This window comes from Actinoplanes auranticolor (assembly GCF_018332655.1).
Lineage (GTDB): Bacteria > Actinomycetota > Actinomycetes > Mycobacteriales > Micromonosporaceae > Actinoplanes > Actinoplanes auranticolor.
In genome coordinates this window covers 205,911-222,112 of the sequence record NZ_BOQL01000042.1, presented here as the reverse complement: position 1 = coordinate 222,112, position 16,202 = coordinate 205,911, and the positions used below count along the sequence as shown (strand labels likewise).

19 protein-coding genes are annotated in these 16,202 nt (G+C 72.6%); 7 read left to right on the top strand and 12 right to left on the bottom strand.

The window, feature by feature from the left end:
- Window positions 1-40: 40 nt before the first annotated feature.
- Entirely contained in the window at window positions 41-781 is a 741-nt protein-coding gene (locus Aau02nite_RS26255; RefSeq protein ID WP_212991215.1) for a class I SAM-dependent methyltransferase, read from the bottom strand.
- Here Aau02nite_RS26255 and Aau02nite_RS26250 point away from each other — a divergent pair.
- Complete coding sequence (locus Aau02nite_RS26250) at window positions 780-1,760, top strand: hypothetical protein (RefSeq protein ID WP_212991214.1); 981 nt, start codon at window positions 780-782, stop codon at window positions 1,758-1,760. The genes Aau02nite_RS26255 and Aau02nite_RS26250 overlap by 2 nt on opposite strands.
- 96 nt (window positions 1,761-1,856) lie before the next feature.
- On the opposite strand, the gene Aau02nite_RS26245 is transcribed toward Aau02nite_RS26250, so the two are convergent.
- The 5 genes from Aau02nite_RS26245 to Aau02nite_RS26225 form a co-directional block, all read right to left on the bottom strand.
- Window positions 1,857-2,246, bottom strand: coding sequence for an SRPBCC family protein (locus Aau02nite_RS26245; RefSeq protein WP_212991213.1), 390 nt, complete (start codon window positions 2,244-2,246; stop codon window positions 1,857-1,859).
- A complete protein-coding gene (locus tag Aau02nite_RS26240; protein WP_212991212.1) occupies window positions 2,243-2,563 on the bottom strand; it encodes an ArsR/SmtB family transcription factor in 321 nt (106 codons plus the stop codon). Before Aau02nite_RS26240 ends, Aau02nite_RS26245 begins: the two co-directional genes overlap by 4 nt.
- A 65-nt stretch (window positions 2,564-2,628) precedes the next feature.
- On the bottom strand, window positions 2,629-3,483 hold the full coding sequence (locus tag Aau02nite_RS26235) for an oxidoreductase (protein ID WP_212991211.1): 855 nt from the start codon (window positions 3,481-3,483) through the stop codon (window positions 2,629-2,631).
- Window positions 3,484-3,546: 63 nt separating this feature from the next.
- Window positions 3,547-4,611, bottom strand: coding sequence for a threonine aldolase family protein (locus Aau02nite_RS26230; protein WP_212991210.1), 1,065 nt, complete (start codon window positions 4,609-4,611; stop codon window positions 3,547-3,549).
- A gap of 40 nt (window positions 4,612-4,651) precedes the next feature.
- The gene (locus Aau02nite_RS26225; RefSeq protein ID WP_212991296.1) at window positions 4,652-5,695 is read right to left on the bottom strand and encodes a DNA polymerase III subunit beta family protein; all 1,044 of its coding nucleotides are present in this window, start codon (window positions 5,693-5,695) and stop codon (window positions 4,652-4,654) included.
- Between the two features lie 75 nt (window positions 5,696-5,770).
- Here Aau02nite_RS26225 and Aau02nite_RS26220 point away from each other — a divergent pair, with 75 nt between their 5' ends.
- Genes Aau02nite_RS26220 through Aau02nite_RS26210 form a run of 3 tightly spaced genes read left to right on the top strand, consistent with a single transcriptional unit; the run spans window position 5,771 to window position 7,108 of the window.
- Window positions 5,771-6,292, top strand: coding sequence for a P-loop nucleotide/nucleoside kinase family protein (locus Aau02nite_RS26220; protein WP_212991209.1), 522 nt, complete (start codon window positions 5,771-5,773; stop codon window positions 6,290-6,292).
- Between the two features lie 26 nt (window positions 6,293-6,318).
- Complete coding sequence (locus Aau02nite_RS26215; protein ID WP_212991295.1) at window positions 6,319-6,693, top strand: helix-turn-helix transcriptional regulator; 375 nt, start codon at window positions 6,319-6,321, stop codon at window positions 6,691-6,693.
- 10 nt (window positions 6,694-6,703) lie between these two features.
- Window positions 6,704-7,108, top strand: a complete 405-nt coding sequence (locus tag Aau02nite_RS26210; protein ID WP_212991208.1) for a VOC family protein — start codon at window positions 6,704-6,706, stop codon at window positions 7,106-7,108.
- Between the two features lie 11 nt (window positions 7,109-7,119).
- Here Aau02nite_RS26210 and Aau02nite_RS26205 read toward each other — a convergent pair whose 3' ends face one another.
- Together Aau02nite_RS26205 and Aau02nite_RS26200 are read right to left on the bottom strand one after the other, a co-directional pair.
- Window positions 7,120-9,804: an alpha/beta hydrolase family protein gene (locus Aau02nite_RS26205; RefSeq protein WP_212991207.1), complete on the bottom strand. Its 2,685-nt coding sequence runs from the start codon at window positions 9,802-9,804 to the stop codon at window positions 7,120-7,122.
- 42 nt (window positions 9,805-9,846) lie between these two features.
- Window positions 9,847-10,440 carry a LysE/ArgO family amino acid transporter gene (locus Aau02nite_RS26200; protein ID WP_212991206.1) on the bottom strand — a complete coding sequence of 198 codons (594 nt, stop codon included), beginning with the start codon at window positions 10,438-10,440 and terminating at the stop codon, window positions 9,847-9,849.
- Window positions 10,441-10,512: 72 nt separating this feature from the next.
- On the opposite strand from Aau02nite_RS26200, the gene Aau02nite_RS26195 reads away from it, so the two are divergent.
- Window positions 10,513-11,367: a LysR family transcriptional regulator ArgP gene (locus tag Aau02nite_RS26195; protein WP_212991205.1), complete on the top strand. Its 855-nt coding sequence runs from the start codon at window positions 10,513-10,515 to the stop codon at window positions 11,365-11,367.
- On the opposite strand, the gene dapD is transcribed toward Aau02nite_RS26195, so the two are convergent.
- Window positions 11,364-12,311, bottom strand: coding sequence for a 2,3,4,5-tetrahydropyridine-2,6-dicarboxylate N-succinyltransferase (dapD, locus tag Aau02nite_RS26190; protein ID WP_212991204.1), 948 nt, complete (start codon window positions 12,309-12,311; stop codon window positions 11,364-11,366). The genes Aau02nite_RS26195 and dapD overlap by 4 nt on opposite strands.
- 60 nt (window positions 12,312-12,371) lie before the next feature.
- Between dapD and Aau02nite_RS26185 the strand changes: the two genes are divergently transcribed.
- The gene (locus Aau02nite_RS26185; protein WP_212991203.1) at window positions 12,372-12,809 is read left to right on the top strand and encodes a protease inhibitor I42 family protein; all 438 of its coding nucleotides are present in this window, start codon (window positions 12,372-12,374) and stop codon (window positions 12,807-12,809) included.
- Here the strand turns inward: Aau02nite_RS26185 and Aau02nite_RS26180 are convergent.
- The 3 genes from Aau02nite_RS26180 to Aau02nite_RS26170 are packed head-to-tail and all read right to left on the bottom strand — an operon-like array spanning window position 12,796 to window position 15,001.
- A complete protein-coding gene (locus Aau02nite_RS26180) occupies window positions 12,796-13,155 on the bottom strand; it encodes a hypothetical protein (RefSeq protein WP_212991202.1) in 360 nt (119 codons plus the stop codon). The two genes, Aau02nite_RS26185 and Aau02nite_RS26180, sit on opposite strands and share 14 nt — an antisense overlap.
- Window positions 13,155-14,705, bottom strand: coding sequence for a WXG100 family type VII secretion target (locus Aau02nite_RS26175; protein ID WP_212991201.1), 1,551 nt, complete (start codon window positions 14,703-14,705; stop codon window positions 13,155-13,157). Before Aau02nite_RS26175 ends, Aau02nite_RS26180 begins: the two co-directional genes overlap by 1 nt.
- Window positions 14,702-15,001 (bottom strand): type VII secretion target, encoded by a 300-nt coding sequence (locus Aau02nite_RS26170; RefSeq protein WP_212991200.1) that lies wholly within the window; start codon window positions 14,999-15,001, stop codon window positions 14,702-14,704. The genes Aau02nite_RS26175 and Aau02nite_RS26170 overlap by 4 nt, the downstream gene beginning before the upstream one ends.
- 122 nt (window positions 15,002-15,123) lie before the next feature.
- On the opposite strand from Aau02nite_RS26170, the gene dapE reads away from it, so the two are divergent.
- Window positions 15,124-16,200 (top strand): succinyl-diaminopimelate desuccinylase, encoded by a 1,077-nt coding sequence (gene dapE, locus Aau02nite_RS26165; RefSeq protein ID WP_212991199.1) that lies wholly within the window; start codon window positions 15,124-15,126, stop codon window positions 16,198-16,200.
- Window positions 16,201-16,202 lie beyond the last annotated feature (2 nt).

The following is a 16,202-nucleotide window of genomic DNA, read 5'->3' as shown; positions in this document are numbered from 1 at the left end:
TCAGTCGGGATAGGTGGGCTGCGCCACTTTCACGGATTGTTCAGGGGCGGGTCGCCTGCACCAGGAACCGGTGCGCGGCGGCGGTGAAGTGGCCGTGGGTGCGGATGCGAGCGTCTATCCGGCGCAGCGCGCGCTCGTACCGCTGGGGAGTGAAATCCCGGATCTGCCACGGCACCGCGCGCAGCTGATAGACCAGCGCGCCGATGTCGTGGAAGGTCAGCGCCGGACGTTCCTCACGGACGTCCGTCACGATCAGGCCGGCCGCCTCCAGGGCCGCGACCGCATGCGTCGCCGTCCAGCTCGTCGCGTACGGCGGCGGCGCGCCCAGCTCGGCGTTCAGATCCCGCAGGTCATCGCTGCCGACCTGCTGGCTTAGCAACGTCCCGCCCGGCCGGAGCAGGCGGGCGATGTCCTCGGCGGGCAACCGGCCGTGCCGGCTCAGCACCACGTCGAACTCGTTCTCCCCGCCCGGCAGCTCGGTGACCACCGACACCCCGAACGGCGTGAGCCGGTCCCGCGCCACCGGCACGTTCGGTGCCCAGCTCTCCACCGCGACCGTGTGCCCGGGCAGCGGTGTCAGCTCCACCAGCAGCTCACCACCGCCGGTGTCGAGATCCAGCAGGCTGCTCGCGTGCCGCAGCAGGGGACGGGCCAGCTCGGGATAGGACCAGGACGGATCGGAGCCGACCGCGCGGCCGTCGAGCCAAGCGAACTCCCACCCGGTGATCGACACCCCGGCGGCCTCGCCGACGAGGTGGTCGTACTCCGCAGAAGAGCGCATGCCCGACGGTAACCGGGTGGATCCGTGCGGCGCGACCGGGATACGCCCGGTCTACGATCCGGACATGGTGCGCCTCGGCGGTCGAACGGAAGTCGCGGCGATCGATGCGCGACCTTTTCTCGCGGCCCTGCCGGAACTACTGGCCGGGTGGCGTGCGCTGACCTTCGTGGACGGTGTGGTCCGGCATCCGGTCACCGAGCGGGCGCACGCCGGGCTCCAGGTCGTCGACGGCCGGCATCCGTACCCGGGAGTGGCCTACCGGTTGGTGCTGCGCGAGGACCAGGCGCCGGCGCCGACGGCCGAGGAGGCGGCGGTCGCGGCCCGGCTGGTGCACGCCGACGCGATGGCCGCGACCGAGTGGGAGCGCGGGCGGATCGCGGCGGCCCGGGCCACCGGTCGGATGACGACGACCTGGCACACGTACGCGATCACGCTCGAAGCCGACGAGCGGGAACGGACGTGCTTCACGGTGCACCACACCGGCACGGACACCCGGGCGCGGGTCGAGCTGTCCCCGGGGCCGGTCGGCATGCTGCTCGAGGTGCCCGGCTGGCTCGGCGCCCGAGGGCTGCTCAGTGGCGTGGTGAGCGTGCGGATGTCGGTTGATCTGAGCCGGCTGCCGCCGTACGGGAACGAGGAGCCGCAGCTGGTCGCGACGGTGACCCACCCGCGGGGGCTGGCCACCGGGGAGCTGGCGGTGGCCCCGGCCGCGCCGGGCCGCTGGACGGTGACCACCCGGGCGAGTGTGCGCGGGGTGGGGTGGCTGCGGCCGGTGGTGGGTCTGCTGGGGCCGCTGGTGAAGAGCCAGGTGCAGCGGGGGCTGGACGACTTCCTGGGCGGGCTGCCGGTGCGGCTGGAGACTCTGCAGCGGGAGATCGCGGCCCGCTATCCGACGCCGCCGGACCCGCGCACGCTGGCCGGACAGGTGCTGGCCGACCTGATCTCGACCGTCCCGGCGACGGTCCCGGCGCCGGCATGACCGACCTGGTGCCGACTTGATCGGCTGTCCTGGCGCCGGCTTGACCGGCCGTCGCGGCGCCGGCTTGACCGGCGGGCTTGACCCGATCGGCCCGGTTCAGGCCAGGGCGGGCTCGATCCGCCGCAGCAGGCCGGGCCAGCCGCTGCCCATGCCCTTGAGAGAGATGCTGCCCGGCACGAAGCCGGCGTGCCGCAGGAACAGCCGGGTCCCCGCACCCTCGGGCTCGAGCCGCCACGTGATGGTGGTGTCGAGACTGCCCTCGGCGAACGTGTAGACCAGCAGGCGCTCCGGGTCGACCTCGAGCACCTCGCACGGCTGCTGCCCCCAGCTGCCCATGTCCAGGGTGAAGCGGTGGCCCACGATCGGCTTGATGTCGCCGGCGGCCCACCAGCGGGCCAGCAGCTCCGGCTCGGTCAGCGCGCGCCAGACGGCGGCGGGCTCGCGGGCGATGAACTGGTCCAGCTCGATATCGGTCCGGTCGGTCACCGGTCGTCTCCCTTTTCCTCGACGAGATCACGCAGCGCGACGAGACGGTCCCGCCAGTAGCGCTCGAACGGATGCAGCCACTCCTGGACGTCGGCGAGCGGCTCGGCCGCCAGGTGGTAGTAGCGGTGCCGGCCGCGCGGCTCCTCGCGGACGAGGCCGGCGTGCCGCAGGACGGCGAGGTGCTCCGAGACGGCGGGCCGGCTGAGCTCGAAGTCCCCGGCCAGCTCGCCCGCGGCGCGGGGGCCGTCCCGCAGGGCGACCAGCAGCCGCCGCCGCACCGGGTTGGCCAGCGCCCCGAACACATCACCGTCAGGCATGACGCCATAATGCGTCGGAGATCCCCGACATGTCAACAATCTCCGACGCGTTGGCCGCGCGGGCCCTAGTCGCTGATCGTGTCCAGGATCTTGCGGGCGTCGTCGTCGAGGTGGATCCGGCGGGTCGTCATGTTGTCGATCAGGTGGCCCAGCGACGAGGTGCCGGGGATGAGCAGCACGTTCGGGCCCAGCTCGAGCAGCCAGGCCAGCGCCACCTGGGACGGCCGGGCGTCCAGCCGCTCCGCGACCGCGATCAGGTCCGGGTGGGTGAGCAGCCGGTTGACCCCGCCGAAGGCCGAGCCGAGCGGGAAGAACGGGACGAACGCGATGCCCAGCTCCTGGCACTCCCGCAGCAGCGGCAGCGACTCGCGGGCGAGCAGATTCAGCGAGTTCTGTACGCAGACGATCTCGGTGCGCTGGACCGCGTGCACGAGCTGTTCGCGGGTCACGTTGCTCAGGCCGATGCCGGCGATCAGGCCCTCGTCGCGCAGGGCGATCATCGCCTCGAGCTGCGCGTCGAACGCATCCTCGCCGTCCGTCAGCCGCAGGTTGACCGCGTCGAGCCGGTCGACCCCGAGCGAGCGCAGATTGTCCAGCACGCCGGCCCGCAGCTGCTCGGGCTCCATCGCGGGCAACCAGCGCCCGGTCGTGTCCCGGGCCGCGCCGACCTTGCTGACCAGCACGAGATCCTCCGGGTACGGCCGCAGCGCCTCCCGGATCAGGTCGTTGACCACGTCCGGCCCGTAGTACTGGGCGGTGTCGATGTGGTTGACGCCCAGCTCCACAGCCTTGCGGAGGACGTCGATGGCGGTGTCGCGGTCACGCGGTGGCCCGAAGGCCCCGGGTCCGGCGAGCTGCATCGCGCCGAAGCCGATCCGTCGCACCGAACGGTCGCCGAGCGGAAAGGTGTCGTCAGTCACGACCCTCACTCTACGATTCCCACCCGATTCCGCCAGGGGACGCCGAAATGCCCGACCTCATTCTCAGGCGCAGAGCCCGGCGAGGATCTCCGTGATGGTTCCCGGCTTGTGCCGCAGGGTCGCCCGCCCGACGGACAGCTCGCACCGCACCACCTCCGGGTCGCCGGTCTCGACCGCGTTCGGCCACATCCACAGCCCGGTCTCCTCGGAGATCCGCCTCGCGTTCGTCCGGAAGCGCTCCGCCGTGGTCGCGAACAGCAGGTGCATCATCGGCGTCTGCGGCGGGTCGGGCACCACCCGGACCTCCGGCATCCCGGCCAGCGCCGCCGCGATGGCCCGGGCGTGGGCCAGTCGCGCCGGCATCTCGGCCAGCGTCGCGTCGAGCAGCCCGAGCGCCGACGACGCGGCCGGCCACATCGCGAACAACGTCCCGCCCAGCCGTCCCCGCCACTCACGCACCTGGGCTATGTCGTCCTCCGGCCCGGCGACGCAGCAGCCCGGCAGCGCGCCGATGCCCTTGTAGAACGACACGTAGACGGTGTCGAAGAGCGCGGCGATCTCGGCGGGCGACCGTTCGTAGCCGGCCCCGGCCTCCCAGAGCCGGGCGCCGTCCAGGTGCACGGCCGCACCCCGGTCACGGGCCCACGAGGTCTGCGCGACCAGGTCGTCCCACGGCGGCAAGGTCCCGCCGAGATCCCGCTGCGGCAGCTCCAGCAGCAGCGCCGCCACCGGCTCGGCCACGCTGTCCAGGTCGGTGCGGCGGATCAGCCGTTCGAAGTCGCCGACCGGCCGCCCGATCAGCTGGTGCAGCCGCGCGTAGCCCTGCCCCTCGTGCCGTTCGAGGTGCGAGTAGGGATGCCAGACGATCGTGCGGCTGCTGCGCTGATCGGCGTGCACCCGCAGAACCGCGCCCTGGGCCATGGTGCCACTGGGCAGGAACACGGCGGCCGGCTTGCCCAGCAGCGTGGCGACGTGCTCCTCGAGCTCGGCGACCACTCCGCCCTCGCCGTACAGGTCGGGGCGGGCGTCGCGGTCGATCGAGGCGAGCAGCTCCGGCGGCCGGACCAGGCCGTTGCCGAGCAGAGAGTCGGTGCAGGCGGCCCGCCGGGCGCTGATGTCGTCTTCCACCGGGCCAGTGTGTCGTGTTCCCGCCCTCGTGTCAGGCAGGTCAGCGGCGCACCGGCATGAGGATCGAGAAGGTGCCGTTGCCGCGTACGGCCAGGGGTTTGATCGGCCCGTCCAGCTCCAGGACGAGCTGGCCGGCGCCGCCGGCGTCGAGCGCCTGGAGCAGGAACTCGCGGTTGACGGCCACGTGCGCCTGCTCGTCGGCGGCCCACTCCGCCTCGGCCGCGACCCGCAGCGAACCGGCCGGATCCAGCGCCAGAACGGTGAGATCGAACGGCTTGCCGTCGTGCTCGCGGGACACAGCCGGCACCTCCTCGACCGCCGCGCGCAGGGCCGCCACGTCGACTGTCACCTGCCGGCTGCCGGCCGCCCCGAGGTCGACCAGGCGGTGGTGGTCGGGGAAGCCGACGTCCAGAGGCTTGCCCTCGATGCGCCGGCCGCCGACCTCCGCACCGAGCAGCTCAGGGGTCAGCATCAGCGCCACCTCGTCGTCGCGGGTGAGCAGCCGGCGCAACTCGTCGACGAAGGGCAGGGGAGCGACGAGCCTGGCCGGTGGCCCCGAGACGGCGGCGGCAGCCTCGGCGACGGCCAGCCGGTAGCGGTCCGTCGTCACCACGGTCAGCGCGGCCGCCTCGGTCTCGAACAGCACGCCGCCCAGGATCGGCAGCTCCGGGTCGGTGCAGGCGGCGAAGCGGACCGCGTCGAGCGCGGCGGCCAGGGCGGCAGCGGGCAGGGTGATCCGGGTCATGGTGGTCTCCTCGGAATCCAGCAGGGCGTGGACGCGGGAGAGCTCACGACGGGCGTCGGCGAGACCGTCCTCCAGCCGGCGCAGGTGCTCGTCGAGCAGCCTGCGGACCGCCGGGGGATCGCTCAGCCCGGCCACCGCGCGGGTGATCCCGGCGACCGGCATCCCGACCCGGCGCAGGCCGGCCACCAGGCGGGCGGCCCGCAGCTGCTCGTCGCTGTAGCGGCGGTAGCCGGTGGTGGCATCGACCTCGGCCGGCACCAGGACCCCGGCGCCGTCGTAGTAGCGCAGCGCGCTGATGCTCAGCCCGCTGGCCCGCGAGATCTCCCCGATGCCGTACATGTCGTCGCTCTCCACACCTGGAACCCTGCTGCCTCGACCTGCTCGAGGGTCAAGCGCCTGTGCGATCGTGCAGGCATGGCGCGTGACGTGGTGATGGTGAACGGTCTGCCGGGATCGGGCAAGAGCAGCCTGGCGCCCCGGCTCGCCGCCGCGCTGGGCGCCGCCTGCCTGGACCAGGACCGGATCAGGGAGGCCCTGGCCGACGCGGTGGTGACCGAGGTGCCGCAGCTCGGCGCGGTGGCGATGGACACGGTGTGGACCCTGGCCGCCGCGGTGAGCGGGATGGTGGTCGTGGACTCGTGGTGGTTCCGGCCGCGCGATCTCGAGCAGGCCCGCGCCGGCCTCGCCCGCTCGGGTGCGAAGGCGACCGCCGAGATCTGGTGCGACGTCCCCGCCGAGCTGGCCCGCTCCCGCTACATCGCGCGCAAGCGGCACGTGGTGCACGCCGACGCGGAGAAGCTCGCCACCGAGTGGACCGGCTGGGCGGCGGCCGCCGCACCCCTGGCCCTGGGCCCGGTCCTCCGGGTCGACACCGCTCGGACGGTGGACATCCGCGCCCTCGCCGACGAGGTACGGGCGGCCCTGTGGACGAGCTGAGCCTGCTGCGCCGCGCCCGCGACCGGATGGACCGTGACTTCGCCCAGCCACTCGACGTCGCCGTTCTGGCGCGCACCGCGCACATGTCACCGAGCCACTTCAGCCGCCGGTTCCGGGCCGCGTACGGCGAGTCCCCGTACGGCTATCTCATGACCCGCCGCATCGAGCGGGCCAAGGCGCTGCTGCGCCGCGGTGACGTCAGCGTCACCGACGCCTGCGTCCGGGTGGGCTGCACCTCGCTGGGCTCCTTCAGCGCCAGCTTCACCGCCCTGGTCGGCGAGACGCCGTCCGCCTACCGCGCCCGGGACCACCGGGCCGCCGCCGCCATTCCCGGCTGCGTGCTCAAGCAGCTGGGGCGACCTGGTCGGTTTCGAGAAGCGGCCGGCTCCCGGCCCTCCTAGCGTGGTCGGCATGACTGTCTCGCTGTCGCACTGCTTCCTCGTCGTGCACGACTACGACGCGGCACTCGCCTTCTATCGCGACGTCGTGGGCCTGGAGGTGCGCAACGACGTGACCTTCGAGGACAACCGCTGGCTCACGCTGGGCGCGCCCGGGCAGCCGGTGGAGATCGGGCTGGAGATCCCGGGCTACTTCCCGCACACCTCGCCGGAGGACCGGCAGGCGACGGCGGATCTGCTGGCCAAGGGGCTGCTGCCGGGCATCATCTTCCGCACGGACAACTGCGACGAGACCTTCGAGAAGGTCCGGGCGGCGGGCGCGGACGTGATCCAGGAGCCGATCGACCAGCCGTACGGGGTCCGCGACTGCGCCTTCCGCGACCCCTCGGGGAACATGGTCAGGTTCTCCGAGGGGTAGCGGAACGAGCGTCAGTCGGTGACGGTTCCGGTCACCGTGCCCAGCTCGGGCGCGTCCTCTTCGCCGCTGGCCACCCGCAGGAGCAGCTGCACGACCTCGTCCGGCTCGTCCGCGGCGTCGGCCACGGTGGGAATGCTGAGGTCGGCGGTCAGCTCACCGGCCTGCACCCCGGTATACGGCAGCAGATAGGTCTGCGACAGCGGCCGGGACGGCAACGGGTCCTCGCCCGTGTTCTCGGTGAACCAGGTCGGGTCCACGTCCGTGCTCGACAGCTCGGTCCCGGTGGCCGGGGGCTGGATGTCGCCCGTGACCCAGATCGGGGTCTCCGCCACCGTGGAGAGCCGGACCCGCCAGGTGAGCGTTCCGCCCTCGGCGACCCGGTCGGCGACCGGCTCGACGGTGATCTTCGGCGCGGGATCGTCGTTGGCCGCGATGATCCCGCCCTGGTAGTCCCCGATCACCGTGCCGCGGACGGCCTTGGCGCTCAGGATCGAGCCCTCCTCGGCGCCGAACAGCGTGTCACCGGTGACCGCGACCGGCACCCGGATCGTGCTGCTGCCCGGCCGCACCGTCACCAGCCAGGACTTCGTCTCGTACGTGGCCGCGTCGGTGAGGAACAGCTGCACCTGCCCGTTGCCGCGCCCGGTCACCTGGACCGGCACCTGGTACGTCCGGCTGCCCGAGTCGCCCTCGACGACGTTCAGCTCGCCGATGTCGATGCGGGGCAGGGCGATGGGCTTTGCCGCCGGGGTGCCCGGCCGCCAGCCCCACGCGTCGATCAGCCAGGCCTGGCCGGTGGCACTGCGCGGGATCAGCTCCAGCTTCGCCACGCCGCGGACCTGCTTGAGCGGCACCCGCACCTCCTGACCCCAGTGCGAGGTCGTGTACTCGCTGCCCGGCAGGCCGTCGAGGCTGACCTCGCCGAGTACAGTCCGACGGCCGGGGGTGTCGGTGACCGCCACGCCGAACCGGTTGCCGGTCGTGTTGGGCGGCACCACGAGCCGCATCGCCAGCTCCCGCGAGCCGGCGACGCTGACCGGCCGGGTCGGCTGCAACGTGACCGCCTGGCCCGGGGTGGACCACTTCAGGTCGACGGCGTAGCGGCCCGGCTCCCGGGCGAAGCCGAACGGGACGAAGTGCGGCGACGGGCTGGACCAGCTCTCCGTGTTCAGACACGCCTTGGTGGCGTCGTCGGTGACCTGCTCGCAGATCCGGCCGCCGGTGACCTGGACGGACTCGTCGGGGATCAGCGCCGCCGTGCGTCCGGCGCCGATGGCGTGGCTGAGCACCCGGGCCGGGTCGGCGGACGGGGCGCGTACGCCGGTGCCGTCGAGCAGCGGCCGGACCCGGTCGTCCCCGCCGACGAAGAGCCGGGCGGCAGCCGCGATGTACGTCGCCCCGACGGTCTGCTCCTGCTGCGCTGTGAGCCGCGTCGCGGCGCCCACCGAGCACACCGGGTCGGTCTCGTCGAAGAAGTCGTCGAAGGACGGCGCGACCGACTGGCCGGGCGTCCACTCGGTGTTGAAGAAGTTGTGGTTGGCGCCGATCGCGTACAGCGAGCTGTGCAGGGCCTTGCCCCGGCTGACCCCGCGAGTGGCGTCGACGAAGATCTGTCCCTGCAGGTCGGAGACGTCGCCGTCGCAGCCCGGCAGGATCGTCGCGGAGGGCACGTCCGGCACCGGGTTCTGGCCGAAGATCGTCGGGCCGATCAGCAGCAGGCCGCGGATGGTCCAGCGGACCTTGCCGCGGTAGCCGTCCTGGGCCGCGGGCGGCGGGGTGAGGCTGTCCATCGCGGCGCGGCTGACGCCCTCGCCGCCCCGGGAGTGACCCATCAGGAACACCTTGGACAGGTCGGTCCGCGGCGCGGACTTCACGACGGCGGGGGCGCTCGCGCGTCCGGCGCCGGCCCAGTCGGCCCAGCGGGCGAGGTGCTGGCGGACCAGCGAGGAGCGGGCCTGGGCGCCACCGTCGGGGGCGGCGAAGTCCTGGCCGTTGATGCCGTTCGCCGAGATCGACACGGTGACGTAGCCCTGCGAGGCCAGCAGCTGCTGGGCCTGCAGGTAACCGCGGTGGCTCGGGACCGGCTCGGTGCCGGCGCCGCACGGCCAGTCGCCGGTCAGCGCGTTCTCGTCAGCGCCCTTGAAGCAGGTGTAGTGCCGCCCGTGCAGGAACAACGCAAGCGGACGCTTGCCCGGCGCGCCCTGAGGCGCCACCACGACCCCCTGCATCTCCACGGGCTCTGGGAATTCCGGCAGCTTGACCCCGGCCAGCGAGTACTCGCCGGTGACCGTCCGGTACGGGCCCTTGACCCCGGGATCGACCTTGTTCGGGGGGAGCACCGGCGGTGCCGGGACAGCGGCCGCCCGCTTGCGGGTCGTGGCCGGAGCGTCCGCGTCGAGGCGCCGCCCACCCGCGCGGACCTCCAGGTCACGCAGGTCCTCGGCGTGTTCCAGGGGCAACCGGAACGTCCGGTCGTCGTCCACGGCCCGGGGCCGGCCCAGCAGCCGGTCGCCGGCGTAGAACTCGACGGCCGCGTCACCCATCGGGATCCGCTCGGCGGACCGCCAGGTCAGCTGGCCGTCGGTGACGGACCAGCCGTCGTCGGGAGCCGGGGCGGGCGGCGCGGCCCACGCCTGGCCCGCGCCACTCACCACTAATGCCGCGGCCAGCGCCGCCGATACGAGGAGTCTTCGCATGCCCCATGTCTACCGAATGCATGCAAATTGTTCGATTGATTGCTAAACAAGCAGGGTGATACCGACTCCGGCCATGACCACCGCGATCAGACCGTCCAGCACCCGCCAGGCCGCCGGCCGGGAGAGCACCGGAGCCAGCCGGTGCGCGCCCAGGCCCAGTGCGGCGAACCACACCCCGCTCGCCACCGCCGCCCCGATCCCGAACAACCACCGGTACGCGTGCTGCTGGGCCACCGAGCCGAGCAGCAGCACGGTGTCGAGGTACACGTGCGGATTCAGGTAGGTCAGCGCCAGGCAGGTCAACAGGGTCGCGCGCAGGGTCGCCGGGGCCCGGTCGGTCGGCTTCAGTGTGCCGGGCCGCCACGCCCGCTTCGCGGCCAGCGCGGCGTAGGTGAACAGGAAGGCGGCGCCCGCCCAGCGGATAACGGTCACGGCCGTCGGCCGCGCGGTCACCACCGCGCCGAGCCCGGCGATCCCGGCCGCGATCAGGATCAGGTCCGAGACGGCACAGGTCACGACCACCGGGAGTACGTGCTCCCGGCGCAGACCCTGGCGCAGGACGAACGCGTTCTGGGCGCCGATGGCCATGATCAGCACGAGGGAGGCAGCGAAACCGGCGACCGTGGAAGTGAGCACGACATCGACGCTAGGACGGAGGCATGATGTACTCCAGCTAAAGGTTCTTCACGAAGATAAGGAAATCTGAACGTGGACGCGGTGCAGCTCGCGACGTTCCAGGCGGTCATCGAGGGCGGCAGCTTCGAGGCCGCCGCCCGGACGCTGCACGTCACCCCGTCCGCGGTGAGCCAGCGGATCAAGGCCCTCGAGCAGGCCGTCGGTCAGGTGCTGGTCCGCCGGGCCAAGCCGTGCGAGGCCACCGAGGCGGGACAGGCGCTCGTCCGGCTGGCCGGCCAGATCGCCCTGCTCGAACGGGAGGCCCTGGCGGCGGCCCGGGGCGTACCGGGCGGCGGCGGCCGGACCCGGATCTCGGTCGTGGTCAACGCCGACTCGCTGCACACCTGGTTCCTGCCGGCGCTGGCCGCGCTGCCGGCCGAACCGGCGCTGAGCTTCGAACTGCACCAGGACGACCAGGACCACACCGCGGAACTGCTGCGCGCGGGTACGGCGATGGCCGCGGTGACCGCACAGCACGTGGCCGTACAGGGTTGCCGGGTGGAGAAGCTCGGCGCGATGCGCTACCTGGCGGTGGCCGCCCCGGGCCACTTCACCGGTTTCGCCACCACGCCGATGCTCGTCTTCAACCGCAAGGACCGCCTCCAGCACCGCTTCCTGGAGGCGCTGGGCCGCGGCGACCTGGAACCGCCGGTCACCTACGTCCCGGCGGCGCACGCCTTCGTCGAGGCGATCCGGCTGGGCCTGGGCTGGGGCATGATCCCGGAGCAGACAGCCCGCGAGGACATCGCCGCGGGCCGGAGTGTCGACCTGGCGCCGGGCCGGCACCTGGACATCCCGCTCTACTGGCAGTACTGGCGGATGGAGTCGACGGTGCTGACGGCCCTGACCACCACGGTCAAGGCCGTCGCCGCCGGGGCGTTGCGTTAGTCGTTGGCGTGCAGGGCGGCGTTGAGCTCGATGCCCGTACCCATGCGCGGCCGGGCCTCCAGGGCGCCGGTCACCGAATTGCGCCAGAACAGCAGGCCGTTGACGCCGGAGAGCTCGCGGGCCTTGACCACCCGGCCGTCCGGCAGGGTCAGCTTCGACCCCGCGGTGATGTAGCAACCGGCCTCGACCACGCAGTCGTCACCGAGCGAGATGCCGATGCCGGCGTTCGCCCCGAGCAGGCTGCGCTCACCGATCGACACCTTGTCCTTGCCGCCGCCGGAGAGCGTCCCCATGATCGACGAGCCGGCACCGACGTCGGAACTGTCACCGACGACGACACCCTGCACGATGCGGCCCTCGACCATCGAGGTGCCGAGCGTGCCGGCGTTGAAGTTGCAGAAGCCCTCGTGCATGACGGTGGTCCCGCTGGCCAGGTGCGCACCCAGCCGCACCCGGTCGGCGTCGGCGATCCGCACCCCGGAAGGCGTCACGTAGTCGGTCATCCGGGGGAACTTGTCGACCCCGTAGACGGCGAGGTGCCGGCCGGCGGCGCGCTCGATGAAGCGCAGCTCGTCCACCCGGTCCGGCGGGCACGGCCCGGCGGAGGTCCAGGCGACGTTGGCCAGCATGCCGAAGATGCCGTCGAGGTTCTGCTCGTTCGGCCGCACCAGCCGGTGCGACAACAGGTGCAACCGCAGGTACGCGTCCGAGGCGTCCTTGATCGGGTCGGCGAGGGAGCCGACCTCCACCCGTACCTCGACCGTGGCCAGGCCGGCCAGCGCCTTGGGCCCGGTGAGGCCGGCGGGCAGCGTGGGCGCCTGCTCGGGAACGGCACCGAGGCCGAGGAAGCCGCTCGGATACCAGGTGTCGAGCACCTGGCCCTCGGCGGTGACGGTGGCGAGGCCGATGCCCCAGGCAGGCGAGGTCGAAATCGCGGTACTCACGCAGCGAACCCTACTAGGAGGGGACAGCGCCCGGAGCGCCGGTTCAGTAGGGTCCGGCCGGTGAGAAGGGTGTTGTCCTGGTCGCTCGCCGTAGCGATCCTGCTGGCCGGCGGCACCTGGGCCGCCGTGGCCCTGCAGGAGCGCGCGACCTTCGGCACCAAGATCACTGAGGCCGACCTGACCGTCGAGGTGGACGAGGGCGACCGCTTCTCCCTGGCCGTCCCGGACCGCGGCGCCTCCGTCGGCGACGCGTGGTCCGCCACGGTCACCCCGGACGGTGTCGTCGCCGCCGTCGAGGACCGCAAGGTCATGAGCAACGTCCGGGATCGCGTCCTCGGTCCGCAGGCCGGCGGGGGTGCCGGGACCCGCTACTTCATCTACACCGCCGAGGCGCCGGGCACGGTTCGGATCAGGCTGGCCAACTGCTTCCAGGGCTGCCGCGACGATTACTCCCGCGGCCTCTCCCGCGAGGTGACGTGGACGGTCACGGTCGGCTGAGCCGGGCCTCGATGATCGCCGCGACGGCGTCGAGCCAGCGGGCGAAGACCTGATCGTCGCCGTGCGCGACGACCAGCCACGGCCCGACCACCCCGGTCTGCTCCGGCGTCGGCATCGGCTCCGGCAGACCGGCGGCGAAGGCGATGCCGCCGCGCCGCACGACCTCAGCCAGGAACCGCAGGGACGCCGGCTGCACGCCGGCCCGGACCGCCTGCACCGCCGCGGGGGTGGCCGCGCTGATCAGCAACTGCCGGGCCGGGTCGGCCGTGCGCAGGGCGTCGGCCACCACCTCGGCGACGTCGACGGTGAGCAGCTCGTCATCGGTCCGCAGTCCGCCGCGGCTCATCAGCGGGCCGCAGCGGGGAGGCGGACGGCCGTCGGTTCGCGCGGGATCTCCGGGTCGAGGCCGTCGATGTGGCCGTCGGTGAACTCCCGCTCGGTGATCCAGTAGGTGTAGCCCCAGGGGTTGTAGATCTGCAGCCGGTCGCCCGAGTGACCGATGACCAGCAGCTGGTGGCCCTCGCGGCCCTCGTCGACCGAGAGCGGGACCGGCCGGCCCTCGTCGACCGCGCGCTCGATCTGCGGCAGGACGCTCGCCCGCGATGCGGCATCGCGGGTCTGCACGTCCTCGTAACTCACGCCCGTGCGCGGGGCGATCTCCTCGTTGGCGATCGTCTCGGACTGCTCGTCGGTCATCCCCTCGCTGCGCAACGTCTTCTGCCACCAGCCGCGGCCATCGTCGTAGACCTGCACCTGCTCGTCGCGCAGCCGGTCCGCGAACGCGGCGGGATTGTCGAACTGTGGATCTCCGGGATGACCACCGGTGGTGAGCGCCAGCGCGTAGAGCGGGTCGACCTGGGCCCGGGCCGTGACCGTCGACGACGCCACGCACGTCGGCAGCGGACCCTGCTGCCATTCCGCGGCACCGAAGCGGCTGGGCTGCGTGCCCGGAGTCGGGTTCTCGACGTCCATCGACAGCGGGCTCAGATGCTCCCGCAGCCACTCCGGGTCGTCCCCGTGCCCGGCGATCAGCTGGTCGAACCCGGCCACCTCCTCCACCGCATACCCCGCCGCCAGCGTCTTCAGCAGATACGCCCGGTGCTCCGGCGAGTACGCCGCCGCCAGCAACCCGGTCATCCGCTCCCGGTCCCGGTCGCTCAGCGCGGCCAGGGCCTCGGCCGCCCGCTGGTCCATCGCCGGGGTCAGCACCGGCGTCCGCGGCACCATGGTCCGGGTCCAGCCGGCTCCCGCGATCACCACCTCGTCGACCGCTGACAGCGGGGAGTCGCTCAGCCGGCCGGTGCGGGCCTGCGTCCCGACCTCGTGCATGGCCGTCGCGAAGTCCTCGGCCGCGTTGCGCATGGCGATGTGCCGGCCGACCCGGCCGTCGATGTGCGTGATCGCCTGCGCGTGCTGGTCGCGCATGACCTCGCCCTCGTACTCGAGGTTGGGCACCGGGCCCCAGCTCATCGCGCCGACGGTGGCGGCGATGTCGGCCAGTGCGGCCGCGTTCCCGCGGTCGCCGGCCTCCTGCTGGACCTGCTCGGCGTGCCGGCGGACCTGGTCGCTGATCTGCCGGAACGCCGTCAGGGCCCGGAACATGTCGTCGGCGAGTGCCCGCAGGGCGTCGTTCGCGCTGACCTGGGTGTCGCCGGCCCAGACGTCGCTGATGCCGATCTCGCGCAGGGCGTCGGCGGCGTCCAGGGCCTTCTCCACCGACTGGGCCACGGTCCGGCAGTCGTCCGCGATCAGGCGCAGGGCGTCCGGGTCACCGCCGAAGCCGGGCACGGCCGCTGCGGCGGCGCAGGCTTCCGCGAGCTCGTTCGCGCCCCAGGCGCCGTGCGCTTCATGGATGTCGTCCTGAAGGTCCTGCAGCCGGTCCAGCTCGTCGTTCATCGGTTGCCGGCCAGCCGCCCGGCGCTGCGGGCGTCCGACGCGTCGTAGCCGGCGGCGGCCGCGTCGAGCGCGTCGGCCAGCTGCCGGGCCGCCTCGGCCAGGACCTCGGTCTCCTTCTCCCAGGCGGCGATCGCCGACCGGTACGGGCCCGCCGTCGTGTACGCGTCGAAGGCCCCGGCGACCCGGAAGTCCCGTTCGGGCCCGCCGGCCTGGATCCCGGCCCGGCGCAGGTGTTCGGCGACCTCGGTGCGGAGCTTCGTCGCGGCTGCCCGTAGCTGTGTCGTGTCGGCCTGCATCGTCCGTGCGCCTCCCCAGGTTCCGGACCCGAAAGCCTAGTGGGAAAACACCGCCCGTGTGCATCCGGTCTCGCTCCGCGCATCGGCGTACGGCTTCATGTCCGGGCGGTAATGTGCCGCTCATGGCGAACCCGCTTACCCCTGACGTGCTCGTCGATCCCGTCGTGCTCACCCGCACCCTGGTCGACATCGAGTCCGTCTCCCGCGACGAGAAGGTCATCGCCGACTGCGTCGAGGACGTCCTGCGGCAGGCGCCGCACCTGCACACCGAGCGGTACGGCAACACGGTCATGGCCCGCACGGGCCTCGGCCGCAAGCAGCGCGTCATCCTCGCCGGCCACCTGGACACGGTGCCGATCAACGGAAACTTCCCGTCCACCGTGGTCGACGACCTGATCTACGGCTGTGGCACCTCCGACATGAAGTCCGGTGTGGCTCTGGCCCTGCACCTCGCGGCGACCCTGCCCGAGCCCGGCTACGACGTCACCTATCTCTTCTACGAGGCGGAGGAGATCGAGTCGCAGTTCAACGGGCTGCACCTGGTCTCGCAGGAGCATCCGGAATGGCTGCGGGCCGACTTCGCGGTGCTGCTGGAGCCCACGTACGGCGTGGTCGAGGCCGGCTGCCAGGGCACGCTCCGGGCCCGGATCCGGACCCATGGGCGGCGGGCGCACACCGCGCGGGCGTGGCGCGGAGTGAACGCGATCCACGCGGCCGGTGAAGTGCTGCGCCGGCTGGGCGACTACCGGCCGCGCACGGTGACGATCGACGGATGCACGTACCGTGAGGGTTTGAATGCTGTCCGTATCGTCGGCGGCGTGGCCGGCAACGTGGTGCCGGACGAGTGTGAGGTCGAGGTCAATCTGCGCTTCGCCCCGGACCGTTCCGAGAAGCAGGCGCTCGATCATGTGCACGAGGTCTTCGCGGACTTCGACATCGAGGTGACCGACTCGGCGCCCGGGGCGCTGCCGGGACTGGGTGCGGCTCCGGCGCGGGAGTTCCTCACCGCTGTCGGCGCGGAGCCGGCCGCGAAGCTGGGCTGGACCGACGTGTCGCGGTTCGCCGCGATGGGCATCCCCGCACTGAACTACGGGCCCGGTGATCCGGCGCTGGCACACGCGCCGGACGAGCACGTCGAGATCGGCAGGATCCGCGATGGTGCCGCCACGCTGCACCGATGGCTGACCTCGTACGAGTAGGG